Source organism: Lentilactobacillus sp. TOM.63 (assembly GCF_030361045.1).
GTDB lineage: Bacteria > Bacillota > Bacilli > Lactobacillales > Lactobacillaceae > Lentilactobacillus > Lentilactobacillus dabitei.
Genome location: NZ_JAUCAP010000054.1, coordinates 1 through 17,784, shown reverse-complemented (window position 1 = coordinate 17,784; position 17,784 = coordinate 1). Strand labels below are relative to the sequence as shown.

Here is a 17,784-nt window from a genome sequence, read left to right as displayed (position 1 = left end):
AATTAACCACCAGTCTGCAAATGGTCGTTTTAGCGTTTTTAGCACTATTACTTAAGAGATTTTAGACAGCTTCTTAGGGACTTCCTAGATTGAATGAGAGGTTCAAAAATCAATCCTTAAAATTCGTATTAAGGGATTAGGTGAATAGCATCGAACAGCGCTTTTTCCCAAGTTGATTCTCATTTTGAGATGTGGTCTCAATTTAGGACCTAGATATTCCAACCATGATATTAAGAAACGGTTTAAGATCTTCAAAAACGCCGCAATAGAACTGACATAAAGGCTAAGGTCATCATCGTGGCGCTCGTATGTAACTGCCCTTCGCAATTTTTCCACAGTCGTCGACAATTCTCTAGCCAACTAAAAGATCGTTCGACTAGCCAACGTTGCGTCAACACTTCAAACTTGTGTAATTCGTTACGTTTGGCGACCTGAACGGCCGTCTGTAGATTGCTCATAACATCTAATTTAAAGTTAACTCCCGAGTAGCCACGTAGCCACCATCAACTAAGACATTGCGAACATATCGAAGATCATTGGCGTGTAAAGCAATCATTGTACTCGCCCCGTCTTGATCAGAAACATTTGCCCGCGTAATGTGAATGGCCTGCGGCCAACCATTGATATCCACGGCGAGATGGCGTTTGATTCCAGAGACTTTTTTGCCACCATCATAGCCTTTATTTCAGCCGTTTCAGTAATTTTGACACTTTGGGCATCTAGAATGATGAATGAAGTGGGTGCCGAACGGCCCATGTGTACTCGACCTTGATTGACAATTTTTTTAAGATTGAATCCAACTGACTATGGCCGACTACATTAATCGGTTCTAACCAGCGGCGGAAGTAACCATAAACCGTTTGCCAATTAGGAAAATCATGGGTGATTGACGCCGTTGAGATCCGGTACGAAGAATATAAAGGACGGCATTAAAGATCCCGTAGAAATCAACTTAGCGCGGTCGTGTACGTTGGCGCACAGCTTCTAAATCAGGTCGAATTAGTTCAAATTGTTGCCGGAAAATGTCGCTTGGATAGCTAATCATCTATAAATATCCTTTTTGATTAAACCATATCAAAAATATTTCTGGTTAATAAAGATCAAAAACAGGCCCTTAGAGACTTTGTGCCTAGTATTGTAATCGAAGTTTTCGGCCTCAATTTTTAATTGGTATTTATTGGATGATAGTAATATTTGAATATCCAATAAACAATTCCGCCAATTAATGGAATTCCCAGTCCTATAAATGATGTAACGGGATCATCAAAAAAATTATTGGATAGGATAATTAAAAATGATATGGTTGCAATAATAATAGTCCAAGGATAGCCCCATACTTTATATGGACGAATAACATGCGGCTTTCGGACTCTCATTAATGGAACTGCAAGCACCGTAAGCATATTAAATATTGCTCCTGAAAAAACGACTAATGAAGTCAGTTGGTCTAAATTTCTACTCCACGCCAATATAATTGAAAATAACATTTGCATCCAAAGAGAAAAATCTGGTGTTTTAAATTTTGGATGAACATGAGCAAACACTCGCCAAAGCAGACCATCTTTAGCCGCTGCATAATAATAACGGGCAAATGCCAAAATCATACCATTTAAGGCGCTGATCATTGCTAAGGCCATTGAAATCGCCACTAGAACATTCCCGGAAGTTCCAAGAAAATGTTTTGCTACGTCAGTTCCTAAATACAATTGTCCATTGTTAATGGCGCTTTGGATGTGGCCAAAGGATAAAGTTCTATAAATCGCCAAATTAAATAACACATAAACAATTGTTGTAAAGCCAACTGAAAACAATAAGGCTCTTGGCAGATTCTTTTGCGGATTTTTCATTTCTCCAGCGACAGTGTTTAAATTTGTCCACCCCTCATATGCCCATAATGAAGCAATGATTGCAAAAGAAACCATTTTAATTATAGCAACGGGAGAGAGTGTACTAATTCTAGTATTCATAGTGAAATTTGGAATATATCTCCCCCAAAAAATCCCCAAAATAATAATCAAAATCAATGGTAAAACTTTTAAAACATTGAAACTATTTTGAACTATTTTACCAACTTCGACTCCTAGTACGTTAATTATTGTAAAGATAATGATCAACGAGGTAGCAATAATTTTTACCCATAAATCAGATATTGGCAGCAACGTTCTAAAAGCAATTGGCAGAGCAATCGCAATTGCGGCTACTGATCCAGGACCACCAATAATCATACTTTGAAAATTAAACATATAACCAACAATGGGTGAATATGCATCAGATAGATAAATATAAATTCCCCCTGTAGCAGGATTCATTGCACCAAGTTCAGCAAGGCATAAACTACCTAATAATGTTATTAAGCCCCCTAATAACCAAGCCATCAATGCTAATCCCATTGACATGCCGGAACGTTGTAAAACATAAGATCCGATATAAAAGATGCCGGAACCAATCATAATACCAACTAAAATATTGCTACCGCTAAATACCCCAATGGCTCTTTTGAGTTTGGGTTGAGGGGCCTGTGACTTTTTTGATGAATTCATCTAGTATTTCTCCCAATAACAAAATTTTTCCATTAATTTGCATCTAATACCCATATACATAAGCTTATGGTTTATCAAGTTTTAAAATAACGAGGTAACTGTTCTCTAAAATTATGTGTCTGCTACAAATGAATGCATGCAGAGGACTTAAATTTGTTCAACCGCCGTAATAGTAACTGGAATATTCCCCCTTATTGCTCGTGAATATGGGCAAGCTTGGTGAGCTTCTTCTAACATTCTCTGTGTTTCAATAATTGAAGTATCCTTTATCCAACCCTCAATATCCACTCCCAAAGTAACATCTGGAACCAGACTATCACTATGGTTATACAAGGAAACCCTTACTTTAATGACTGATTCAACATTAATTTCATTCTTTTTTTTAACGTAATCTAAAGCACTGTTGAAACAGGCACTGTAACCAGCGGCAAATAATTCTTCCGGATTAGTACCCAAATTCTTACTGCCAGGATCTTCAATATTTAGTTTGAATGACTGATTAGGTGAGTAAGATTTCCCAGAGCGACCACCTTTGTTGATCATTGTCGTCGAATATATTTTTTTGCATAATATCACTCCCGTAATTTCTAAAATAATGTCTGTTTATAGGGAAAGAATAAGCCATTTAAAGTGGATATGCGAAAAATTTGTTTGTAATAATCGTGAATTTTATAAAGTTTAAATTACTAAATATCAAGATTATCCTTCAGGCGTTTCAAATTACTACTATTTCCTGTAATTCAGTATGTTCTTGCATCAAGTTTTATTGCTAAAGATTTAAGCTTCGATTCTAATTCTTCCCTTTAGTACCTAAATTAAAAGAGAATTTATTGTCCTCATTTTATTAAGAACCCTGTTTTTAATCTTTAATAACGTTTCAATAAAATCCCAATGAAAGCTAAAGCTACCATAATTCGACTAATTTGTAGGTAACGTTCGCAGTTGCGCCATAGGCGCCGACATTTATTTAACCAACTAAAAGATCGTTCACCCCCCACCACTGTGGTGTTATCCAGACGTGTTTCAAATCACTTTGCTTCGCGTTGATCGTTTCAATCAAACCCGCAAGGTTTTCTTCGGTGTAGTCATCATAAGCCATCACATGACACTCTGATCGAGACGGGGCCAGTGCAATGATCACTTTACATACCATGCATTTACGCCAGGTTCAAAATGTCTTAGTTGATGGTGGTTATTCAGGTATTAATTTTCGGATTGATGTGGCCAGTAATTTAAACGCAACCGTGTAGGTTGCGAAGCACAATGAGTTGCATCTTTGGAAAAATTATGAGCATCAATTAACCACCAATCTGTAAACGGCGTTTCGGCGTTCATAGCACTATTACTTAAGAGATTTTAGACAGCCTCTAAAAAGATTGGTGAAGCTAAGCGCAATGGTGAATCCGCTGATGCAGCCATCAAGGAGACCCGGGAGCTTGGTGATAAGATTAAGGAACTCGACCAGCAAATCGAGGCCAACGACGAGCAGCTTCATGACAAGATGGCCCACTTGCCGAATATCCCGCACGATGGAGTGCCAGTCAGCCTGACCGAGGAGGGTGCTGTTGAACTCCGCAAGGTCGGTAAGATCCGCGACTTTGACTTTGAGCCAAAACACCACTGGGACGTTGGTGAAAACCTGGGGATCTTAGAAGCTAGCCTGGGTAATTCGCAAGTATTGCCACGAGATTATTTTAACCAAGTCGAAATTGAAACCGTCATTAAAGAAGTTGGGGAACAGGTGGTGGCGGCGCGGCTTCGGCACCACCATAAACTGGCGGGGTGTCTATCGCTAAGCATTGGGTTTTCCTATGCCGCAGCCGAAGCAGATGGCCGCGGTGGCTTTCACCAAGCTTTAAAAATTAAACCGACTAATGACAATCAAGTTTTGACGCAACAATTATTGTGGTTATTCCGTCAGAACTGGGACGGTCAAGCAGTCCGGAATATTGGTGTTTATAGCAGTAAACTAAGTGCCAACTCCGGCCAACAACTTAATTTATTTGAAACCCCGCGCAACCAAATTCGCCATAGCCGGTTAAACCAAGTGATTGATGAAATTCACCGGCAATTTGGGTTCACCAAACTAGTTTACGCGACCAGTTTATTAAAGGGAGGCACCGCTATCAAGCGGGCTTCACTAGTGGGCGGACATAATGGAGGCAAAAGAATTCACAGACCATTGCCGTTAATTGATAACGTTTTTCAGATCTCCTGATAAATATGCTTTTATATTATCAACAGTCATATGCAACAACCGTTCTCTTGTCTCATATGGTGCCCAAGCAATATGTGGGGTAATATAACAATTTTTGGCCTGTAATAATGGGCTATCACTAGCAATGGGCTCCCCTTTAACAACATCAGTGGCGTAGGCATAAATTTTGCCTTCATTCAAGGCATTCTTGATGTCCGCTTCATTAGCCAATTTGCCTCGGGCCGTATTCAATATAATAACCCCATTTTTCATTTTGGCAATCGTATCATTATTAATTAAATCAATTGTTTCTGGTGTTTGGATCACATGCAGACTAAGCACATCAGATTGCCTTAATAGTTCATCAAATGAAACCTGCTGAATCCATGATTCAGGAACCTTTTTAGGACGATGATTATAGAAAATAACTTTCATAGAAAAAGCGTGTCCTATTTTAGCAACTTTTTGCGCAATATGGCCATAACCGATTAGTCCTAAAGTTTTTCCTTTTAATTCTAATAGCGGTTTTTCCCAAAAAGTAAAATCAGGAGCCTGTGCCCACCGGTTTTCATGAACAAGCTGATTATGCAATCCAACTTGGCTAGTCACTTCTAATAATAACGAGAAAGTAAATTGTGCCACTGCGTCACTTGCATATGTGGGAATGTTAGTCACCACAACCTTGTTCTGGTGTGCGCTCTCAATATCAACGACATCATAACCGGTTCCCATGATTCCGATATACTTCAATCGTGATGTTTTGCTAATCACTTCATGATCTAGCGGTGTTTTGTGTGTAATGACGATATCAGCATATTTAATTCGTTTTATGATTTCAGCGTTATCGTTAACTGGTGTACGATCATATAAAGTGCAGTCGCCTAATTTTTGCAAGCTTTTCCAATTTAAATCTTTGTTTAGTTCATATCCATCTAAAAGAACAATTTTCATAGTGTTACCCCCCCTATCTTTTCAATGTTTTAGCTGCATTATGTTCTGGTTGTTTAATTGCCGGGTTTTGTTCAGAAAATGCTTTCAGTTGTTTTTGCGTTCGATTACTGATTTCATGGTGTACATCATTTAACTTATTTTTTAGTCCTAACTTTTGTTGTGGATTAGTCGCTTGCTGAACTTGTTGTTGCAAGCCTTGATAGGACTTATTAAGATCATGGGCTGATAGCTTTTTTAGATCATGCTCAGGCTCTTTTGGGGCTTCTTGTAAGCCTAATTGTTTGGTTAAGCCATCGCTAAGTTCAATCACTTTGTTGCTCACTTGCTGAATCTCACTTAAAGCGCTATGGATTACGGCTTTATCTTTGGCCCAGGTGGCCACGTAACCGAGTGAGTAGTTGCTGGTATCAACGCCAATATTTTGCATGGCAACATACGCAACCGCCTCGGCTTGGGTTTCTTGATAGGCTCGCGGGCGATCTTTAAAGGCTGCTTTTAATCCATGTAACTGACTATGCGCATATTCGTGATATAACGTCTTTAGTTTCAAAGCATTATCGGATTCATCACCACCAATAACAATTTCATTAGTGCTGGGTTGAAAATACCCTTTAGCCCCATTTAGCGTTGCTAAGGGCACTTCACTGACTTTAAGGTCGGTTTGCTGGTTTAGATAGTCCTTGAATGCGTTATCCAAGCTTGTCACATTCTGATGATCGGCCAAATTTTCTTTGACAAAGTCTTGAGCGCTTAGGACGGGTTCACCACTAGTTTGTGCCACGTCGAAGATGGGCAGGTAACGATACCCCACAATGGCCCGTTCATCGGTGGTATCAAGACGCTTTTGCTCAGCTGGTGTTAACTTCTTAATAATCGGGGCCGCAATCCTGATCCCTTTTTCTCCTTTATTTACTGATCGTTTAAAATCATTCTGCCATTTTTTAAAGCCTGCAACTTGGCTGGCACTTGGATTTTGAGAATAGATAAGGTCAATATTACGTTGGCTATACCGGTGAAACTTTGCTACGGTATCAAGATAACTTTTAAATTTTTCACTATCAGTTAATTTTAAAATTTCTTTTTCGGCATTTTCGACAAGCTGCCTTTTCCATTTTTCAGTTTCAACTTTACTTGGCATGATTAACCCTCCTCGGCGTCTACAAACTCTACAGAATTATCAATTTGGGGTAACTTGATAGATTGTGTGCCGTAAAGTGCTAAATATTCAGCATTCTTTTTTTGCCACGCAACTTGAATATATTTGCCATTACCCGCAATTTCTGATAGGTACTTATAACTGCTTTTATCCGTCAAAATAGGTAATTCGCTTGCTAATGCTTCCAGTTCATTTTTCATGATATATCCTCCTTCTTTTACAATTACACTCGTTGGTTAGGTTCACTTTTTGGTTTTTGAAAAGTAAACCTAAATGACGAGTTCACCAACCGAAACAACGTGCAGGGCGGTAGGCAGGTTCTAATCAAAATCAAAACTTAATTTATGGCCGTCAAGCTTTAACTTGGCGTCAAACGACTTTCCTTTTTTACTCTTGAAACCCTTTAATTTGCTCGTTTCCCCCTTGGTGACCAGCGCTTTAATTGCGGTCTTACCGAGCGTCTTACTGCTCCATTTCTTGGGCAGGGTAAAGCTTTCGCCTTGCTTAGGCTTTACAATGTAAAACTTCTGTTTATTTAAAACGGTCGCTTGCGGTGTTTCTAAGAAGACCTCGTCGGACTTTTGTGCTTGCTGTTGGTGATCGATTTGTTGCTTAATGGCTGCACTGCCAGTCAATTGCGTGGGAACATCAGCAATCAATTTTGATACAAACTTTTTAATTTGTTCTAAAAAGTTATCCGGGGTGCGTTCTTCGATACTGATTTGCTGTAACGCTTGCTCCCATTTAGCTGTCATTTCTGGACTAGTTAGCAAGGGTTCGAGTTCGACTGCTTTACATAAAGTGATTCCGGCTTCACTGACGTGCAACTTATTCTTTTCAGTAACTAAGTAGCCGCGTTTCTTTAACACTTCCAGCACATTGGCCCGGGTCGCACTTGTCCCAATGCCTTGCACATCTTTGAGAATCGCCTGGGCTACTTCATCATCAAGCGTTTTGCCGGCGGTCTTCATGGCCGTAATCAGGGTACCTTCGGTAAAGGGTACCGGTGGTGTCGTTTCTTTTTGCGGTGTTTGCAGATTTGCTTGGACTTGATCGCCTTGGTGAATGATCGGTAGGGTGGCTGCTTCTTGCTGTTCGGCTTTGTGATCATCAAATAAAGCTTGCCAACCTTGCTTAGTTGGGACCTTACCGGTTGCTTTAAAATTAGCATCGCCGACCTGGGTAATAATGGTGGTTTCTTCGTACTCGTACGGATCAGCAAACATCGCTAACGTCGTTCTTAAAACCAAGTCATAGACTTGTTGCTGTAATTTAGGTAAGGCAGCTAATTGATCTTTCGTCGGGACAACTTTAGTCATGATAATGGCGTAGTGTTCTTCAACTTTTTTCCCATCAACATAGCGTTTGTTCGGAGTGGTATTGGTTAAAGCGACTGGCTTAGAGACTAAACCCAGATACTTCGTCAGATTAGCCACTAAATAACCAAATTCTTCATCAGTGATATAAGCACAATCGGTGCGGGGATAACTGAGCAGTTTGTCTTCGTATAAGCTTTGAATAGCCGCTAAGGTTTGGCTGGCGCTGGCGTGATAACGTTTATTCATGGCACTTTGGAGACTAGATAGCGAGAATAGTTGGGGACTAGCACGCTTCTTGCCTTGCTTTTGGACGTTCTTGATTAAACCGGTCTGTGAGCTTTTCTGAACGCGTTTAGCTTGCATGAATGTTATTAGCCCTGCTTCGTCTTTAAATCGCTGATAGGGGTCTAATTTCGCGACGAATTTTTGCTGATTAGCTAAAATTTCCGCATTTAGTTCAAAATAGGGTTTCGGCTTAAAGGTTTTGATTGCCTGGTCTCTTTGATAGACCATACACAAGGTTGGCAGCTATACGTAACTAATCGAGCACGCTCTACGTACCAAATTTTTCTCAATATAAAATACATTATGGGCTACCATTCATACCAATTAACCAGTCGCTAATTTTGTGATTACAAGTGCATGCCCCCATCCTCATGCCGGTTCCGGGTTTGGTGTTGCCGCTGCTTTTTCGTCATTTCCCACTCGGTTTCTTTCAGTCCACGTTCTTGCTTTTGCCGTTGGTAATCTTCATCACGAGCATATAGAACAGTCATGATCGCATCACTAAAGGCCGTCTTTAAGTAATAGTCTGGACTAACTGGCTTATAATTTAGCGGTTGATAATGCCCCATATTTGCTTTTCTGTACTGGTCGTCCTTGGCTTGTTGCCCTTTTAACTGCTTTTGGATTTTCTCGATCTGACTGTTCTTAATCGTCGGATCGGCTTTGCATTCACCCAAAAAGAGTTGTTTAGTGCCATCATGCTTTAAAACCCGTTGTAAGTGATGATTTTCTAACTGATCTAAGCTAAGCTGTCCCGATAAATAAGCTAGTCCTTGTTTATGTTCTTGGGGACTGAACACCTGTGGTGGATTTGCTTGCCACTGTTCAATTGTTTCAGCCTGACATGGCTTTAAAACAGGATCATAGTACATCACGGCTGTATAGGCTTGTTCCTGTTTAGTCATTGGTAATTCATCTAAATCGCCTTTGGGAAAGGCCCTTTTCAATACTTCATGGTATTGCGTTTTAATGACTTGCTTAACAGCCATGATTGTTCGCAAATCTTTGACTGCGCGAGTAATCTTTTGCTGCTCGGTTGGTGAATACTTTTCTAGTAGACCTTGATCAACGTGTTCTAGACTTTCTAAGCTATCATCATGAATCATCAGCGTATATTTAAGCTCGATTTTGACTTCCTTTTCTTGTTGCATTAATAACTTAAAACCAACGTATGGCCGCTTAGTAAAGGTCAATAATTGTTGGGTCAACAAATCATCACGAATATTCATTAAACGTTCGTTTAATTCACTACCCTTGAAAACTGTTTGTTCGCTATCGGTTTCCTTAATTAATTCTCGTCTTTCAGCTTGCGTGGTCTGTTCAAAATTAAGCTCTGGATAAAGTTTTTTAGTCGTGCGATCAACCACTTTATTTAAGAGTTCATCTGCTTTTTTGAGTGAGCTTTCTTGTTGGTTAATTGTCAATAATTGTTTAGTCACATCTTCGCCAACCGCATGTTTAATTAAGGTGCTGTTTTTCCAATTAAATAGCATGCGCCGCTTATCATCTAAGTTCTCCAAACTGATATAAGTTTTCAGTTCATGGCTTAACTCTTTAACTACCCGTTTTTCATTAAACGAGAAGTGTTTACTTAGGCTATCTAAATGACCTCTATTGATTACTTTTTCTTGGTTATTTTTATAACTGGCTTTGGCCTTGCGATAGTCCTTAACTTGTTGGTTAAATTCTTTTCTTTCATGCCGCTTACTATTGATTCCCTCATGTTGCATTGGTGTGTCAGCTATTCCCTGTTCCACAAATGATTTTTCACTGATCCGATCAGGAATGTTTTTTTGCTCTAAAGCCTGATTTACACTTGCCGCCCAATTGTGCCGCCATTCAGTTATTTTTTCTTTTTTATCCCAATCGACCATCAGTATCTTTCTACTCTTAGGGTACTTGCTAGTTCCGGTATACATTTTATTGCCATTCTCATCTAAAATATATTGCTTTTTACTCTTGATTCCCCATGTTCCGTCTGGGTTAAATGGTCGGTTAGTTAACATCACATGTGCGTGCGGATTATCTTGGTGGTCGCGATGAATCGCTACATCAGCTACCATGCCTTGATCAACAAAATTTTCTTGCACGTATTTTGTCAATAATTCTTTCTGTTCATCTTCGCTTAGTTCAACTGGCAAAGCCACGTTAAACTCTTTCGCATACCGAGAATTTGCTCGCCGATCTTTTCTTTCTACTTCGTTCCATAATTTTTCTCGATCACTGGCCCATGCTGGTGCATTTTTAGGAGTTAAAATAAAACTCTCTGGCATGACTAACCGAGCATAGAAATAGTAGCGACCTTCTTGATCATCAAATAATTTTTCACCACTTCGATAAGCGGCACTGGCAATCGCACTGCGTCCTTTCCCAGCACTAATATTACTAAAACTCATATGAAAAATTGCCATACTAGTCACCGCCTTTCTTTGGATCTATTGGTTGATTTTGTTGTCGCCAACGGCGACTTCTGATACAAGTCTTTAGTACGATTTACCCAACAAGTATTTAGTGGGGTGTAAGTGCGCATTGACCTCGCTTCACTCGGTCTGCTGGTTCTCCTAAATTTACTTCTAGTGTATGCCTTCCGCTTCGCTATTTCAACTTTTATCCTTTGACTTAACGTTCTCTGTATGATATAGTGTCGGTGATTATTTTTAATATGATTGGAGGGATCATTATGTCTCAAAGTAACTTAGAAAAACAAGAAGCTAAATTAAAACAGCTTAATCAAAAGATTAAAGCTGAAAAAAATAAGATTGAACAAAACCTCAGTAAGCAAATCATTAGATCAGCCAATTTGGATTATGGGACACTTACCACTCCGCAAATTAAAATGATTGCTAAAAAAGTTGCCGCCTTTTTAAATCAATCTCAAAATAACCAATAATAGTTAGGTGGTAATGACTATGCCTAATCAATATGAAAAATTAGTTGAGCAGCAAGCGCGTTTAAAACAAAAAATTGAGCGGGAAGATTTTAAATTACGGCAATCTAAATACTACGAAAATCGGCAAGCCCGCAAAGCCCGTTCTCGCCGATTAATTCAAAAAGGGGCTTTGCTCGAAAAATACTTTCAAGCTGATAACCTTTCGGTCGAACAAACCGAAGATCTTTTAAAAACATTTGCCGGTTATGTTAATGCCCATAAGCCGAATAAATTCAAAAGCGATCAACCTAATAATAACTAGGCCGATCGCTTTTATTTTCTGAATCATTCATGGGATTTCTAATTTTTAAATCTGAATTATTTTTAACAAAGGAATTTAATTGTTTTTGAACGGCTGCTTCAAAGGTGATTTTGGGGTTTATTCAAGGAAAATCTCGCAAATTATTTTTAATTACCTGGTCATGCTCTCTTCTGTAAACTGATACAAATTTTTGGCTATTATCGCAGATCACGACGTTATCAGCTTTGAATGCAACCGCTGCTAAATTATGGTTTGATTGATTATAGCGTTTTTTAACGCCACGTATAAAAGCGTTACTTCAAAGCCATTCTTGTGGGCCCGATCGATTAAATTCAATTGCGCCCTACCTTGGCCAGCTAAGGTTGTTTCAACATGAATACTCTGCCCGGTATCTAAAGCCGCGTGGAGTTGTTTTATTTCTTCGCGCATTGCCCTAAAGTTATCACGATCTTTATACCAATCGCCACCCATTTTTTGTAGGATTTCATCGGCATTTAATCGTTTGGAGTGAGTAAATAATTCGGGTCTCGCGCGATATAAAGTGCTTTTACCAGCGCCGTTTATCCCAGCAACGATGATGTATCTCTTTAGCTCACTCATGTTAAATCACGAAATGCTTTTCGTTGATAATTTGCTCTTGGCGTTTATCTAAGAGGTAAGTGTGTAACGCGTCAAACAGCTTGCGTTTATCAGGATCTGGGTTAGGGTTATGGGCTGCTTGCTCCCAAATGCCTTGAATATCGACTGCCCAGGGGTCCGTCAACAATTGCTCAATTTTTTCGACTTCTTTGCTTTGTTTTGGTCATTTAAAAAGCTCCTTTCCCATCTTTCTAGTTCAGCTATCACCTATTCAGCCACTCAAGGCGTCTATTTTTACTTCTAAGCGATTTTAAAGCAGTTTTAATATAATTATGCACTGCAACACTTAAAACAGCTTAAATGAGCCCATATGACGTTTAATTCCAAGAAGGCCCATTGTCAGTGTTCTGTTCTTCGGGGTGTTTGGCCGCATATTCTCTAGCCGCTTGTTGGTTCCACCAAATCGCAAATAGGTTTTGCATGGTGCCGTATAAGTAGTTCTCCACGTTCTTGATATGCTTCTCATTGCTTCTCAGGGCGTTAAAGTAGCGTCTTAAGGCTTTAGTCATCAAAGGTTTTAGTTCTTCGTCGTCAAGCGGGATTATGACGCCAATATCTTGATGATCCTTTTCAACTCGGTATTTAGCATTTAAGATAATGCGAATAAAACGATGCATTTGTTGCGGAGTGCGGCACCAGAAACTTAGTAATTGCACGGCTTCGGGTTCTAAGAAAACCGGTAAGCCACTGTCTTCATCAGTTAAGAAGTCATTAGCATGGTTCACCAAATCCTGGTTTTGCTTTTGAATTTCTGCTGGTGAAAAATGGGCTGTGGAAAAGTTCAACTTTTGAGTATCTATATTGTATCTATTAGTATCTAAGCTTCTAGGTTCTTTATATAGATCGTGTCCGTTTTTCGGAAGTCTGCTTGTATCAAGGGATTGGGATATGTTACCAACGGTCTCATGCTGATTTCCGTTTTTCGGAAGTCTGCTTGTATTAAGGGATTCAACGGTCTCATGCTGATTTCCGTTTTTCGGAAGTCTGCTCGTATCAAGGGATTGGGAGCTATTTAGATTCTTTTCTCTTAAATAAACATCTTTTTCATTAACTTTTAATTCCGCTAAATACAATCGGTTGGGTAATTGGCGGCCGGCTTTTGGTTGAAAACCCATTCTTTTCTGCATTAATAAATGAGCACCTTCAAGCTCTTTTTTAATTTTTGCAATTTTTGTATTTGAGCAGTCAAATAGTTTTTTTAATTCTTCGTTTGTGAAGACAAAATAAACATTGTCATTTTCGTCAACCCAGTTATTTCGTAATGAATATTCTAGCCGATCTTTGAGAACCATGTAAGCCAGTTTAGTATCACTACTTAGGTGTTTATATTTTTCTCCGTACATTAGTACCTTGGGAAATTGAAAAAATAAAGTTCCATAAACGTTATCTTTTTTATAAAAATCAAAATTTGCTTGATCCATCATAAAAACTCCCTTCTTGGCTGACACCTGCTGTCCCAAAAGAGAGTTGCCAAAACATTTGATTTGCTTTAAAATACAAATCTGATATGCTTTAACTAAGTTACAAAGCGTACATTTGGTAGTGATGGCTTTGCAATTTCATCAGCATGTGTCTGTTTGTGAGTTGCCCAACCGGCAACTTTTTTAATTTATAGCAACTAAACAAAAATGGACTAGGCAGCTTCTGTTGGCTACTTAGTCCATTGGATTTAATTTGTTTTTTAACTATCCTTAACTTGTCCTTTTGGACCGGTTTGCGGTATAATTAACCTACAAATTAAGAACAATATTCAGTTGATTTTTACTTGGCGGTCTAAATCGACTGAATCTAAGTAGCTGTCAGATAGCTACTTGCTAAACCTGAAGTCCCTGATTCCTCGTGAATTGGGGACTTTTTTCTGTTTAGCTTGATCTTTTATTCGGTTGTCATATTAATCTTAGTCTAGCATAGCGCTTACCCGCCGGCAACTTTATTTGGTCTTGTACACTTTGCCTACTTTGGGTTTGAACCAATAAGAGCCGGAAGATATCAGTAAATATTCGAATAATATAAATGCCTCTGGGTGTTTAAGAAAGTATTCGTTGAAAGCACTGAAAATCAAAAGCATGATCGGTCCGCATAAATAAGTAATAAACAAGGATATCATTTGTAATATACGGATAACTGATCGACGATTACCACTCCATTTTTCAAATAGTACTTGTAACCATTATTGTAACGGGAATAACCATTGTCTAAAAAAGAAACGATTGCCTATTTTATGTCTCTTCAAAATGCCGATAACGGGAAATAGCCAAAAAATAATAATACAAGCAACAAGGAATATCTTGTTCATTGTAGTTTCCATGATTTTACCCCTTTTTCAATTAGCGAAAATCAAAGATTAAATTCTTTTTTTAGCAGTTTCTCTAAATATCTGGAAGCTGTTAATTCTTTCTCTTTTGCACGTCTAGTTAGTTCATTAGCAATATCTTGCTTCAAAGTATAAGATTTTGAAATTCTAGGTGCAGTTGGTTCATTTTTAGCAGGTTTGCTGCTCATACTATTTTTTAGTTGATTCATTTTATCTTCAAATGCCATTATACTAGTCCTTTCTGTCTCATAATATGATATAGCATGACATATCATATTACGCTATTGCTTCGCAAAGGTTTCAAAGATATTGTCGATATTTTCGAAAAATTCTTTGGCCCTTTGTGTTGAATTGTTTTCTTGCTCCATCTTAATCAGCGGTTTGTGATTAAGAGTTGTTTTATTGAATATTTCTCTTTCAGGAATTAGTGCAATTGTCCGCGGGTCTTTTTTCATTTGTTCTACAAACTCATGAGATGACTTAGTATTATGTTTTATCCGGTTTCCAATGAATTTAAGTTCCGCTGTGACAAAACTTTGTCGAGTTTCGACATTAATTACATCTTGTTTCAATTGTTTCATTCTTAATTCCAAATTACTTTTTGAAATAAAACCGTATTCACTTGGTTCAATTGGGCTGAAAACGAAATCAGAAATTACAATCATATTTTGTGTGATAGTTGAAAAATCAGGATGCGTATCTATCAATACATAATTGAATTTTTTTAGTTCATTATAGTTATCTGAAAACCACATGTACATTAATAATTCTTTGTTTGCTCTAGTTTGAAGATCATTGTTAATTGTATCTAGATTCATAGAAGCAGGGATAATTGACAGATTCTTGTGTAACTCAATAATTTCTACTTTTTCATTATCTTTTGTAAAAACATTAGCTAAGGTATCATGATCTTTATAAATATTATAAGTTTGGGTCAAACTACACTGGTGATCACTATCAATCATCAAAACATTGTAACCCTTACTAGATAACCATTCACCATAATTGAAAGTTAAAGTTGTTTTTCCAACTCCGCCCTTAATGGCTGAAAAAGTAATTATTTTCATAGTGTGCCTCCTTATTTGCAAGTAAATAATAGCATATTATGAAATAGCATGCAACAATATATCATGATATGATATATTGTTGCATGCTATTTCATGGAAATAAGATTATGCGAGTAATCAACAAATAAATCAAGGCCCACACAAATTGCTGGTTGGTCTCAAGCAAATGGCACAAAAAGAAGCTTTAATGAATTCTATGGGAAAAATTAAGCATGCTAAAAAGCGACAAATCAGTCATGCCTTTAGTCATACTTATTTGGTAGGAGCGGTGATTATTTTAATTCTTTCACCGATTGCTTTATTAACAGATCGTAAGCAATTTAAAAGTTGAATTAAGCTAGCCAGTATCTTAATTCAATGCGGATTACTAGCTAAATTAGATAAACATTCTTTCAAATACGAATCATTATGTTCTGGATAAATCGGGTTAGTTATCGGACACTTTTTCAAAATTATATATGGATCGCAATGGATACCACGGTAAAGCGGATCAAACCATTTTTTATTAGGACGATATCCGCGCCGCTGCATTTCGTGCATGACCAGCAAGTGAAATTGATAAAGTTTATATGGTGAGTAATTGAATACATAATTAACAGTTGCATGCTTTTTTCCCCAGCCATTGCCTCTTAAAGCAGCAATTTCCCGATGCTGTCCTAACAGTTGTTGGCGAGGAAGTTTGCTAATGAGTTGCTCATGCCAAAGTCGCATAATTAGCCTCCTAATTTTTTATTTTATTTATCAATGTATTATAAAAAATCCTCAATTGTCAAATCAAGTGCAACACTAAGAATCTATTCTTAGAAGTGGTCTAGTTGCTAAGCTAGTTCAGGCATTAGATCAGCTGGACAGCGATAGTTCAATGACCGCCGCAGCCGGTTGTTTAAGGTATCTTGAGCCAGTTGAATATCAACCAGTGAGACCAATGCCAAGGATCTGCCCTTCGGGAAGAACTCGCGTAAAAGGCCGTTAGTGTTCTCATTGGTTCCGCGTTCCCATGGTGAATAAGGATGGGCAAAGTAGATGTCCGTTCCCTCGACTTGGCTCAAGCTTGAGAACTCGGCACCGTTATCAAAAGTAATGGTTTTAAAGTACTCAGTTCCATAGTCATATAAGGTATTCTGAAGGGCTTTCAAGCAAGTGTCGGCATGGTAATTGGGAAGTTTAACGATGATTTCTAAACGACTAACACGTTCAGTCAAAGTCATTAATGCTGGCTCAGATTCAACCCGTTTACCTTTGACCAAGTCACCTTCCCAGTGTCCAAGCTCTTGACGCGCTTGAACCACAGTGGGACGCTCTTCGATTGAATGGCCCAGATTCTTCTTATTGATTCGGTGATGCTTTGTCCCGGGACGTTTGACTCGGCGACGGAGTTTAGCTGGTAGGTCTGAATTACGGATAGCTAAACGCTGGTCATCAATGTATCGATACACCGTCGGTGTTGAGGGACAGACAACTCCTGGGTAATTAGTCTTGAATTGGTGAACAAAAGTATCCACACTATGCATTCTGGGACGAGCTTTTAAAGCTGTAACCAAAGCATTACAGAAGGTTTGACAGTGGTCAAAGAGTCCACGATAACAGCTGTTTAGCCGGTGCTTACGATAAACTGCTTCGCCAGTTTCCGCCAGATACGACTGTTCAAAGATACGTGTATTAGCGTTAATCTGTGTTGTTGTCCCACGTCTCAATTCACGTGAAATCGTGCTGGGATCACGATGAAGTACCTTGGCAATCCGGCGGATGGACCAATCTAAGTCCCTTAGAGCTTCAATTCGACCACGTTCAGCTAAACTAAGTTGGTGATATTGATTAGATATGATATTCTTAATTCGGGTCATGAAGATACCTCTTTCTTGTTTGTGGTGAATTAAGAATAGGTCTTCATGGCCTTTTTGACTAGTCTGAATAAAGAACTGGTCTAGTAGAGCAGGTGTTGCACTTCAATTTTAAATCGAGGTATTATAAAAAATGATTGAGGTAATGTTTTCCTTGATATTACCCAAAATTGGTTTGCCCCAGCATGTTTTCTTGACTAGCCTGGTCTAAGAAGCTGTCTAAAATCTCTTAAGTAATAGTGCTAAAAACGCTAAAACGACCATTTGCAGACTGGTGGTTAATT

At 38.6% G+C, this 17,784-nt stretch carries 17 protein-coding genes and 5 pseudogenes; 6 read left to right on the top strand and 16 right to left on the bottom strand.

Going from position 1 to position 17,784, the window contains the following annotated elements:
* Positions 1-251: 251 nt before the first annotated feature.
* The 4 genes and pseudogenes from QUF07_RS10125 to QUF07_RS10110 all read right to left on the bottom strand — a co-directional run bounded on the left by QUF07_RS10125 (position 252) and on the right by QUF07_RS10110 (position 3,639).
* Positions 252-1,045: pseudogene (locus tag QUF07_RS10125) on the bottom strand (IS5 family transposase).
* 118 nt (positions 1,046-1,163) lie between these two features.
* Positions 1,164-2,540: an APC family permease gene (locus tag QUF07_RS10120; protein ID WP_056949743.1), complete on the bottom strand. Its 1,377-nt coding sequence runs from the start codon at positions 2,538-2,540 to the stop codon at positions 1,164-1,166.
* Positions 2,541-2,687: 147 nt separating this feature from the next.
* On the bottom strand, positions 2,688-3,083 hold the full coding sequence (locus QUF07_RS10115; protein WP_054656169.1) for an Ohr family peroxiredoxin: 396 nt from the start codon (positions 3,081-3,083) through the stop codon (positions 2,688-2,690).
* A gap of 424 nt (positions 3,084-3,507) precedes the next feature.
* Complete coding sequence (locus tag QUF07_RS10110) at positions 3,508-3,639, bottom strand: hypothetical protein (protein ID WP_268872055.1); 132 nt, start codon at positions 3,637-3,639, stop codon at positions 3,508-3,510.
* A gap of 10 nt (positions 3,640-3,649) precedes the next feature.
* Between QUF07_RS10110 and QUF07_RS10105 the strand changes: the two are divergent.
* From QUF07_RS10105 to QUF07_RS10100, 3 pseudogenes are all read left to right on the top strand, one after another.
* Positions 3,650-3,900: pseudogene (locus tag QUF07_RS10105) on the top strand (IS5/IS1182 family transposase); the annotation flags it as partial.
* A 3-nt stretch (positions 3,901-3,903) separates the two neighbouring features.
* Positions 3,904-4,194: pseudogene (locus QUF07_RS14140) on the top strand (DNA repair protein); the annotation flags it as partial.
* A pseudogene (locus QUF07_RS10100) lies at positions 4,192-4,758 on the top strand (DinB/UmuC family translesion DNA polymerase); the annotation flags it as partial. The pseudogenes QUF07_RS14140 and QUF07_RS10100, both read left to right, overlap by 3 nt.
* On the opposite strand, the gene QUF07_RS10095 reads toward QUF07_RS10100, so the two are convergent.
* From QUF07_RS10095 to mobQ, 5 genes are all read right to left on the bottom strand, one after another.
* Positions 4,729-5,688: a D-2-hydroxyacid dehydrogenase gene (locus QUF07_RS10095; RefSeq protein ID WP_289427358.1), complete on the bottom strand. Its 960-nt coding sequence runs from the start codon at positions 5,686-5,688 to the stop codon at positions 4,729-4,731. The pseudogene QUF07_RS10100 and the gene QUF07_RS10095 overlap by 30 nt on opposite strands.
* A 13-nt stretch (positions 5,689-5,701) precedes the next feature.
* Positions 5,702-6,826, bottom strand: a complete 1,125-nt coding sequence (locus QUF07_RS10090) for an ArdC-like ssDNA-binding domain-containing protein (RefSeq protein ID WP_289427357.1) — start codon at positions 6,824-6,826, stop codon at positions 5,702-5,704.
* A gap of 2 nt (positions 6,827-6,828) precedes the next feature.
* Positions 6,829-7,044, bottom strand: coding sequence for a hypothetical protein (locus QUF07_RS10085; protein ID WP_289427355.1), 216 nt, complete (start codon positions 7,042-7,044; stop codon positions 6,829-6,831).
* 120 nt (positions 7,045-7,164) lie between these two features.
* Positions 7,165-8,676, bottom strand: a complete 1,512-nt coding sequence (locus QUF07_RS10080; protein WP_289427354.1) for a DNA topoisomerase — start codon at positions 8,674-8,676, stop codon at positions 7,165-7,167.
* A gap of 119 nt (positions 8,677-8,795) precedes the next feature.
* On the bottom strand, positions 8,796-10,859 hold the full coding sequence (gene mobQ / locus QUF07_RS10075) for a MobQ family relaxase (RefSeq protein ID WP_289427352.1): 2,064 nt from the start codon (positions 10,857-10,859) through the stop codon (positions 8,796-8,798).
* Positions 10,860-11,128: 269 nt separating this feature from the next.
* Here mobQ and QUF07_RS10070 point away from each other — a divergent pair, with 269 nt between their 5' ends.
* Entirely contained in the window at positions 11,129-11,338 is a 210-nt protein-coding gene (locus QUF07_RS10070) for a hypothetical protein (RefSeq protein ID WP_289427350.1), read from the top strand.
* 19 nt (positions 11,339-11,357) lie between these two features.
* Positions 11,358-11,639 carry a hypothetical protein gene (locus QUF07_RS10065; RefSeq protein WP_289427348.1) on the top strand — a complete coding sequence of 94 codons (282 nt, stop codon included), beginning with the start codon at positions 11,358-11,360 and terminating at the stop codon, positions 11,637-11,639.
* Here QUF07_RS10065 and QUF07_RS14135 read toward each other — a convergent pair.
* The 5 genes and pseudogenes from QUF07_RS14135 to QUF07_RS10040 all read right to left on the bottom strand — a co-directional run bounded on the left by QUF07_RS14135 (position 11,626) and on the right by QUF07_RS10040 (position 15,659).
* Positions 11,626-12,239 (bottom strand): annotated as a pseudogene (locus tag QUF07_RS14135) (zeta toxin family protein). The gene QUF07_RS10065 and the pseudogene QUF07_RS14135 sit on opposite strands and share 14 nt — an antisense overlap.
* A 1-nt stretch (position 12,240) precedes the next feature.
* Positions 12,241-12,402, bottom strand: coding sequence for a hypothetical protein (locus QUF07_RS10055; RefSeq protein WP_289427362.1), 162 nt, complete (start codon positions 12,400-12,402; stop codon positions 12,241-12,243).
* Between the two features lie 193 nt (positions 12,403-12,595).
* Positions 12,596-13,702 (bottom strand): replication initiator protein A, encoded by a 1,107-nt coding sequence (locus QUF07_RS10050; protein WP_502879008.1) that lies wholly within the window; start codon positions 13,700-13,702, stop codon positions 12,596-12,598.
* Between the two features lie 913 nt (positions 13,703-14,615).
* Positions 14,616-14,819 carry a hypothetical protein gene (locus QUF07_RS10045; protein ID WP_054712561.1) on the bottom strand — a complete coding sequence of 68 codons (204 nt, stop codon included), beginning with the start codon at positions 14,817-14,819 and terminating at the stop codon, positions 14,616-14,618.
* 54 nt (positions 14,820-14,873) lie between these two features.
* The gene (locus QUF07_RS10040; RefSeq protein ID WP_289427341.1) at positions 14,874-15,659 is read right to left on the bottom strand and encodes a ParA family protein; all 786 of its coding nucleotides are present in this window, start codon (positions 15,657-15,659) and stop codon (positions 14,874-14,876) included.
* A gap of 166 nt (positions 15,660-15,825) precedes the next feature.
* Here QUF07_RS10040 and QUF07_RS10035 point away from each other — a divergent pair, with 166 nt between their 5' ends.
* Positions 15,826-15,990 carry an MFS transporter gene (locus QUF07_RS10035; protein WP_075168959.1) on the top strand — a complete coding sequence of 55 codons (165 nt, stop codon included), beginning with the start codon at positions 15,826-15,828 and terminating at the stop codon, positions 15,988-15,990.
* A 23-nt stretch (positions 15,991-16,013) separates the two neighbouring features.
* Here the strand turns inward: QUF07_RS10035 and QUF07_RS10030 are convergent, their stop codons facing one another.
* Positions 16,014-16,370 (bottom strand): TIGR02328 family protein, encoded by a 357-nt coding sequence (locus QUF07_RS10030; RefSeq protein WP_289427338.1) that lies wholly within the window; start codon positions 16,368-16,370, stop codon positions 16,014-16,016.
* A gap of 107 nt (positions 16,371-16,477) precedes the next feature.
* Complete coding sequence (locus QUF07_RS10025; RefSeq protein WP_289427337.1) at positions 16,478-17,503, bottom strand: IS30 family transposase; 1,026 nt, start codon at positions 17,501-17,503, stop codon at positions 16,478-16,480.
* Positions 17,504-17,784 lie beyond the last annotated feature (281 nt).